This is a genomic window from Micrococcus sp. LASM2_SD2 (assembly GCF_057364565.1).
The window spans coordinates 1-6737 of the sequence record NZ_JBNFOB010000121.1; the positions used below are offsets into that span (position 1 = coordinate 1).

Consider the following 6737-nt stretch of genomic DNA (forward strand, 5'->3'; position numbering starts at 1 on the left):
GGCACGCGGCCGTCGCCGGAGCCGGACTCCTCGGCGCCGTCCGCGGCCGGGGCATCGTCCCCGCCGGCGTCGCCGCCGAGGTCGAAGGTCACCACGGGGGCGCCCACGTCCACGGTGTCGCCCTCCTCGGCGTGCAGCTTCGCGATGATGCCGGCGTAGGGGCTGGAGAGCTCCACGACCGCCTTGGCGGTCTCCACGTCCGCCAGCACCTGGTTCACCTCAACCGTGTCGCCGACGGACACGCGCCACGCGGTGATGTCGGACTCGGTGAGGCCCTCCCCCAGGTCCGGGAGGTTGAAGATCTTCTGGCTCATCGGGTTCCCTCCTGCTGGCCCTGAGCGGCCAGGAAGTCGGCGGCGGTCTCGGGGGCGGCGAACATGTCCACGGAGTCGAGCGAGTTGGACCGGCCCATGGCGCGGTCCACGCCGTCGAGGATGCGGTCCAGGTCAGGCAGGTGATAGTCCTCGAGCTTGGCCGCCGGGTACGGGATGTCGAAGCCGGTCACGCGCACGGGCGGGGCCTCGAGCCAGTGGAAGGAGCGCTCGGTGACGGTGGCGACGAGCTCGGCGCCCACACCGCCGGAGCGTCCGGCCTCGTGGGCCACCACGAGGCGGCCGGTGCGCCGCACGGACGACTCGACCAGGCCCGAGTCCATCGGGGCGATCGAGCGCAGGTCGACCACCTCGATCTCGATGCCCTCCTCCGCGGCCACCTCGGCGGCCTGCAGGGCGGTCTTGATCAGCGGGCCGTAGGCCACCAGGGTGACGTCCGAGCCCTGACGCACGATCTTGGCCGGGGCCATCGGCGGGACGGCGGCGTCCAGGTCCACCTCGCCCTTGTCGTGGTAGCGGCGCTTCGGCTCGAGGTAGACCACCGGGTCGTCCGAGGCGATCGCGGCGCGCAGCAGGTCGTAGCCCTCCTGCGGGGTGGACGGGGAGACCACGCGCAGGCCGGCGGTGTGCATGAAGTAGGCCTCGGGCGACTCGGAGTGGTGCTCCGGGGAGCCGATGCCGCCGCCGAACGGGATGCGGATGGTGACGGGCAGCTGCACGTGGCCGCCGGTGCGGGCACGCATCTTGGCCAGGTTCGCCACGATCTGGTCGAACGCCGGGTACACGAAGCCGTCGAACTGGATCTCCACCACCGGGCGGTAGCCGCGGTAGGCCAGGCCGATGGCCGTGCCCACGATGCCGGACTCGGCAAGCGGGGTGTCCATGACGCGCTGGGCGCCGAAGTCCTCGATCAGGCCGTCGGTGATGCGGAAGACGCCGCCCAGGGTGCCGATGTCCTCGCCCATGAGGACCACCTTCGGGTCGTCCGTCATGGCGCGGTGCATGGCCCGGTTGATCGCCCGGCCGAAGGTCATCTTCTCGGAGCTCATGCCTGGCCCTCCTCGTCGAACATGGCGTGGTACAGCGCGGACTCCCGGCGCTGGCGGGCGAGCTCCTGGTGCGGCTCGGCGTACACCTCGGTGAACAGGGTGTCCGGGCCGGCCTCCTCGAGGACCTCGAGGGCGGCGCGCACGTCCGCGGCCAGGGCGTCGGCGTCCTTGGTCGCCTCCGCGCCCAGGGCCTCCATGTCCGCCCCGTTGGCCCTCAGGTGTGCGGCCACGCGGTCGATCGGGTCCTTGGCCTTCCAGGACTCGACCTCCTCGTCCGAGCGGTAGCGCTTCGGGTCGTCCGCGGTGGTGTGCGGGCCCATCCGGTAGGTGACGGCCTCGATGAAGGTCGGGCCGCCGCCGTTGGCCGCGCGCTCCACGGCACGGCGGGTCGCGGCGAGCACGGCGAGGACGTCGTTGCCGTCCACGCGCAGGGACGGGATGCCGAAGCCCCACGGGCGGTCCGCCAGGTGGCGCGGCGACTGCAGCTTCACGGGCTCGGAGATGGCCCAGTGGTTGTTCTGGCAGAAGAAGACGACCGGCGCCTTGTAGGAGGCGGCGAACACCATGGCCTCGTTGACGTCGCCCTGGGAGGTGGCGCCGTCGCCGAAGTACACGATGGTGGCGGACTTGTCCCCGTCCATGGCGGCGCCCATGGCGTAGCCGGTGGCGTGGAGCGCCTGCGCGCCGATGATGATCTGCTGGGCGGCCACCTTGTGGGCCTTCGGGTCCCAGCCGGAGAACGTGGAGCCGCGCCAGAGGCGGATGAGGCCGAGGGCGTCCACGCCGCGCAGCAGCGCCACGCCGTTCTCCCGGTAGGACGGGAAGACGAAGTCGTCCTCACGCAGGGCCGCGGCGGAGCCGGCCTGCGCGGCCTCCTGGCCCAGCAGCGGCGGCCACAGGGCCAGCTGCCCCTGGCGCTGCAGGTGGGTGGCCTCGGTGTCCAGGCGGCGGATCAGGACCATGTCCCGGTACAGCCGGGCCAGGGCGTCGTCGTCGACGTCCTCCAGCCACGGATCCAGCTCGGGCTCGGAGGTGCGCACGCCCTGGGCGTCCAGCACCTGGAGGTACTCGCGGTGCTCTGACTGCGGGATGTCCGCCTCGGCGGGGAGATCTACTTGCGTCATGTCCTCAACTCTCGTGACCAGGCACCGGGATGCGGGCGCCGACCGTGGGCGGGTGATGCGGGCCGGGTGTGTCCCGCATCACCTCGCATGACTCCCGGTGAGTCTAGTCACATGGACACGACTTGACAATTTACACCAGGGGCGCGAGAAGGCCTCTGCTGAGAGGCTCTGCGACCGGCTCAGCCGCGGCGAAGCAGGACGTCCACGGCGGCGTCCAGGTAGGCGTCCACCTGGCCCTCCTCGTAGCCCTTGCGCCCCTCGGCCGAGGCGAAGGCGGCCCGGCGCACGTCGTCCGCGTCCAGCTGCGCCTCGCCCTCCGGGGCGCGCAGGGCCTCGGCGAGACGGTCGCAGAACTCGTCCACCTGGTCCACGTCGTAGGACTGGGCGTCCGAGCGGGACGGCCGGCGGAAGCGCTCGCCCGGGGCCCGGTCCGCACGGCCGAGCAGCTCCTCGGTGCGCTCGGTGAGCAGGGCGGACCAGTCCTCGCCGCCCCGCTCGGAGACGAAGGCCTCGCGCTCGGAGTCCGCGAGGGCGTCCTCGAGACGGTCGAGGGCGTCGTCCACCTGGTCCGTGGCGTAGCCGCCGTTGACGGTGGCGAACCGAGCCTGGCGCACGTCCTCCACGGACAGCTCGCCGGAGCCCTCGTAGGCCTTGCGGGCCCGGGCCATGAAGGCGTCCACGTGACTGGGCTCGTAGCCGATCTCGTCGGACTCCACCCGCTCGAAGGGCTGGTCCACGGTGGTCTTCAGGTCGTCGCGCGACTTCTTCGACATCCGCACTCCTGTGTTGTGGGGCCGCCGTGGCGGCCGGGGACGGGTCCTGGGCGGGGTGCCGCTCAGGCGATGGGCAGGGCCAAGAGGGTGTAGGCCACCGGTGCGGCGAACACCAGCGAGTCCAGCCGGTCCATGACCCCGCCGTGGCCCGGCAGCAGGGAGGACATGTCCTTGATTCCGAGCTCACGCTTGACCATGGACTCGGAGAAGTCGCCCGCGGTGGCGGCGACCACCGCGAACACGCCGAGCAGCAGGCCCACCCACCAGGGCTGGCCCACCAGCAGCGGCACAGCCACCACGCCCACCAGCACCGAGCCGAGGAGCGAGCCGACCAGGCCCTCCCACGACTTCTTGGGGCTGATGCGCGGGGCGATGGGGTTCCTGCCGAAGCGGTAGCCCACGATGTAGCCGAAGGTGTCGTTGGCGATCACCATCAGCAGCAGGCAGGCCACCATGAAGTTTCCGCGCGGCTGGTCCAGCAGCGCGACGCCGAAGGACAGCAGGAACGGGGCCCACATCACTGCGAACACGCCGGCCAGGATGATCTGTCCGGTCGGCCTGCGGCGGGTGGCCTCCGTCCACAGGCACACGAGCAGCAGCGCCCCCAGCAGGGCGAGGAAGAGCGCCTCCACCCCCCACAGCAGCGCAGAGAGCGGCAGGGCGACCGCCGCGACCCACAGCGGGGGTTTGGGGACGTCCAGACCGATGCCGCGGACGGCGTCGGCCACCTCGGTGACGCCGGCGACCAGCAGGACCACGATCAGCAGGGCCAGCAACCAGTCCCACAGGATCAGGCCCGCCAGGGCGACGCCCAACAGCACGACCCCCACGAGGACGGCGGACTTGAGGTCACGGCCGCCGCGTGGGGGTGCGGGGGTCTCCGCAGCTGTGGTCATCGAGGAGGACTCCGGAGCGTGCCGGCAGGTCCGAGGCGCAGGGCCTCAGACCTCGAGGAGCTCGGCTTCCTTCTTCTTCGCCATGTCCTCGATGAGGTCCACGTGCTTCTTCGTCAGGGCGTCGAGTTCCTTCTCGCCGCGCATGCCCTCGTCCTCGCCGACCTCGCCGTCCTTGACGGCCTTGTCCATGGCCTCCTTGGCCTTGCGGCGGGCGTTGCGGACGGAGACCTTGTGCTCCTCGGCCTTCTGCTTGACGATCTTGACGTACTCCTTGCGACGCTCCTCGGTGAGCTCCGGCATCACGATGCGGATGACCTTGCCGTCGTTCGACGGGTTCGCGCCGATCTCCGACTCGGACAGGGCCTTCTCGATGTTGCGCAGGGCGGACACGTCGAAGGGGGTGATGAGCAGGGTGCGGGCGTCCGTGGTGGTGAAGGAGGCCAGCTGCTGCAGCGGGGTCATGGCGCCGTAGTAGTCCACCATCACCTTGGAGTAGAGGCCCGGGTTGGCGCGGCCGGTGCGGACGGACGCGAAGTCCTCGCGGGTCGCCTCGATGGTGCGGTCCATCTGCTCTTCGGCGGACTGCAGGGTCTCCTGGATCACGATGTCTCCTGACGTGTGGGTGAGTGACTGCCCACCATCCTACGTGTCATGGAGGACATCCGGCTCAGGCTCTGCGGCCCGGCTCAGGGGGTGACGGTGGTGCCGATGCCGTCGCCGCGCAGGGCGGCGGTGACGTTGCCCGGGCCCTCCATGCCGAACACGCGCATGGTGAGGCCGTTGTCCTTGCACATGGTCATGGCGGTGAGGTCCATGACGCGGATGTTCCGCTGCAGCGCCTCGTCGTAGGTCAGGTGGTCGAGGCGCTCGGCCGTGGGGTCCTTCTTCGGGTCGGCGGTGTACACGCCGTCCACGCCGGACTTGGCCATGAGGACCTCGTCCGCACCGACCTCGAGGGCGCGCTGGGCGGCCACGGTGTCCGTGGAGAAGTAGGGCAGGCCGGTGCCGGCGCCGAAGACCACCACGCGGCCCTTCTGCATGTGGCGGATGGCGCGCAGCGGGATGTATGGCTCGGCGACCTGCTCCATGGAGATCGCGGACTGCACGCGCGTGGACACACCGGCCTGCAGGAGGAAGTCCTGCAGGGCGAGGCAGTTCATGACGGTGCCGAGCATGCCCATGTAGTCGGCACGCCGGCGGTCCATGCCGTTCTCGGAGAGCTCGGCGCCGCGGAAGAAGTTGCCGCCGCCCACCACGATCGCGATCTCGACCGTCTCGGCGGCCTCGGCGATCTGCTGCGCGATCCCGCGGACGGTGTCCGGGTCCACGCCGACCTTGCCGCCGCCGAAGACCTCGCCGGAGAGTTTGAGCAGCACGCGGCGGCGGCCCTTGGTGTCGTCGTTCACGACCGGCAGGGACTGGGTGTGGGTGTTCGTCTCCATGGGATTCCGCTCCTCGGGGCGTTGTTCTCGGGCCTGGGCCGGGTGTGGGCACAGAACGGCGGGGTGGTCACCGAGCTGGTGACCACCCCGCCATCGGTGGCGGCCGCATGCGGGGCATGCGGACCGGTGTGGCCTCGGATCGCTACGATCCTACCCCCAGATCAGGGGTGTGGAACGAGCGCCGGATTCCGCGGCGTGCTTCAGTTGCCGACGCGGAAGCGGGCGAAGCCGGTGACCTTGGTGCCGGCCTCGGAGGCCACCTTGCCGACGGTGGTCTTCGGGTCCTTGGCGAACGGCTGGTCCTCGAGGACGATCTCCTTGTAGAAGCCGGTCAGGCGACCCTCGACGATCTTCGGCAGGGCCTGCTCCGGCTTGCCCTCGGCGCGGGCGGTCTCGTCCGCGATGCGGCGCTCGTTCTCCACGGTCTCGGCCGGGACGTCCTCACGGGTGAGGTAGGTCGGCGAGTAGGCGGCGGTGTGCACGGCGATGTCGTGCGCCGCGGTCTTCGCCTCGGCGGAGTCGGAGTCCACGGCGAGCAGCACGGACACCTGGGCCGGCAGGTCCTTGGAGGTCTTGTGCAGGTAGGCGTCCACGAAGGCGCCCTCCACGCGGGCGATGCGGCGCACGACGACCTTCTCGCCCATGAGGGCGCCCTCCTCGGTGACGTGGTCGCCGAGGGTACGGCCCTCGTAGTCGGCGGCCAGCAGCGACTCGAGGTCGGCGGCGCCGGAGGACACGGCGGTCTTCAGGACGGCGTCGCCCAGGTTGATGAACTTCTCGGCCTTGGCCACGAAGTCGGTCTCGCAGTTCAGCTCGACCATCACGCCGACGCCGTTCTCGACGGTCGCGGCCACGAGGCCCTCGGCCGCAGCGCGGCCCTCACGCTTGGTGGCGCCCTTGAGGCCCTTCACGCGGATGATCTCGATGGCCTTGTCGGTGTCGCCGTTGGCCTCGTCCAGGGCCTTCTTGACGTCCATCATGCCGGCGCCGGTGCGCTCACGCAGGGCCTTGATGTCGGCAGCGGTGTAGTTCGCCATGCTCGTTCGGTCCTTCCCGTTGGATGGGTGGTTGCGGGATGCAGGTGGTCGGGGGTCCGCGGCGGCCGGCCCGGGTGCGGGCCG

At 70.8% G+C, this 6737-nt stretch carries 8 protein-coding genes; all 8 read right to left on the reverse strand.

Annotated features, from left to right (window positions below; translation table 11 throughout):
• A partial coding sequence (locus tag AC2W7A_RS07585) for a biotin/lipoyl-containing protein (protein ID WP_485990821.1) occupies positions 1-314 on the reverse strand: 314 nt, incomplete at its 3' end.
• Complete coding sequence (locus tag AC2W7A_RS07590; RefSeq protein WP_485990822.1) at positions 311-1381, reverse strand: alpha-ketoacid dehydrogenase subunit beta; 1071 nt, start codon at positions 1379-1381, stop codon at positions 311-313. The genes AC2W7A_RS07590 and AC2W7A_RS07585, both read right to left, overlap by 4 nt.
• Positions 1378-2505, reverse strand: a complete 1128-nt coding sequence (gene pdhA, locus AC2W7A_RS07595) for a pyruvate dehydrogenase (acetyl-transferring) E1 component subunit alpha (protein WP_485990823.1) — start codon at positions 2503-2505, stop codon at positions 1378-1380. The genes AC2W7A_RS07590 and pdhA overlap by 4 nt, the downstream gene beginning before the upstream one ends.
• A gap of 179 nt (positions 2506-2684) precedes the next feature.
• On the reverse strand, positions 2685-3278 hold the full coding sequence (locus tag AC2W7A_RS07600; protein ID WP_485990824.1) for a DivIVA domain-containing protein: 594 nt from the start codon (positions 3276-3278) through the stop codon (positions 2685-2687).
• A gap of 62 nt (positions 3279-3340) precedes the next feature.
• Positions 3341-4174: a phosphatidate cytidylyltransferase gene (locus AC2W7A_RS07605; protein WP_485990825.1), complete on the reverse strand. Its 834-nt coding sequence runs from the start codon at positions 4172-4174 to the stop codon at positions 3341-3343.
• Positions 4175-4219: 45 nt separating this feature from the next.
• Positions 4220-4777: a ribosome recycling factor gene (frr, locus tag AC2W7A_RS07610; protein ID WP_485990826.1), complete on the reverse strand. Its 558-nt coding sequence runs from the start codon at positions 4775-4777 to the stop codon at positions 4220-4222.
• 83 nt (positions 4778-4860) lie between these two features.
• The gene (gene pyrH / locus AC2W7A_RS07615) at positions 4861-5616 is read right to left on the reverse strand and encodes a UMP kinase (protein WP_485990827.1); all 756 of its coding nucleotides are present in this window, start codon (positions 5614-5616) and stop codon (positions 4861-4863) included.
• A 200-nt stretch (positions 5617-5816) separates the two neighbouring features.
• Positions 5817-6653: a translation elongation factor Ts gene (gene tsf, locus AC2W7A_RS07620; protein WP_485990828.1), complete on the reverse strand. Its 837-nt coding sequence runs from the start codon at positions 6651-6653 to the stop codon at positions 5817-5819.
• Between the last annotated feature and the right edge of the window lie 84 nt (positions 6654-6737).

What these genes read in the sequence shown, in the direction of transcription:
- AC2W7A_RS07590 (WP_485990822.1), bottom strand. Translation starts at nt 1,381, where the DNA reads ATGAGCTCCGAGAAGATGACCTTCGGCCGGGCGATCAACCGGGCCATG.
- pdhA (WP_485990823.1), bottom strand. Translation starts at nt 2,505, where the DNA reads ATGACGCAAGTAGATCTCCCCGCCGAGGCGGACATCCCGCAGTCAGAG.
- AC2W7A_RS07600 (WP_485990824.1), bottom strand. Translation starts at nt 3,278, where the DNA reads ATGTCGAAGAAGTCGCGCGACGACCTGAAGACCACCGTGGACCAGCCC.
- AC2W7A_RS07605 (WP_485990825.1), bottom strand. Translation starts at nt 4,174, where the DNA reads ATGACCACAGCTGCGGAGACCCCCGCACCCCCACGCGGCGGCCGTGAC.
- pyrH (WP_485990827.1), bottom strand. Translation starts at nt 5,616, where the DNA reads ATGGAGACGAACACCCACACCCAGTCCCTGCCGGTCGTGAACGACGAC.
- tsf (WP_485990828.1), bottom strand. Translation starts at nt 6,653, where the DNA reads ATGGCGAACTACACCGCTGCCGACATCAAGGCCCTGCGTGAGCGCACC.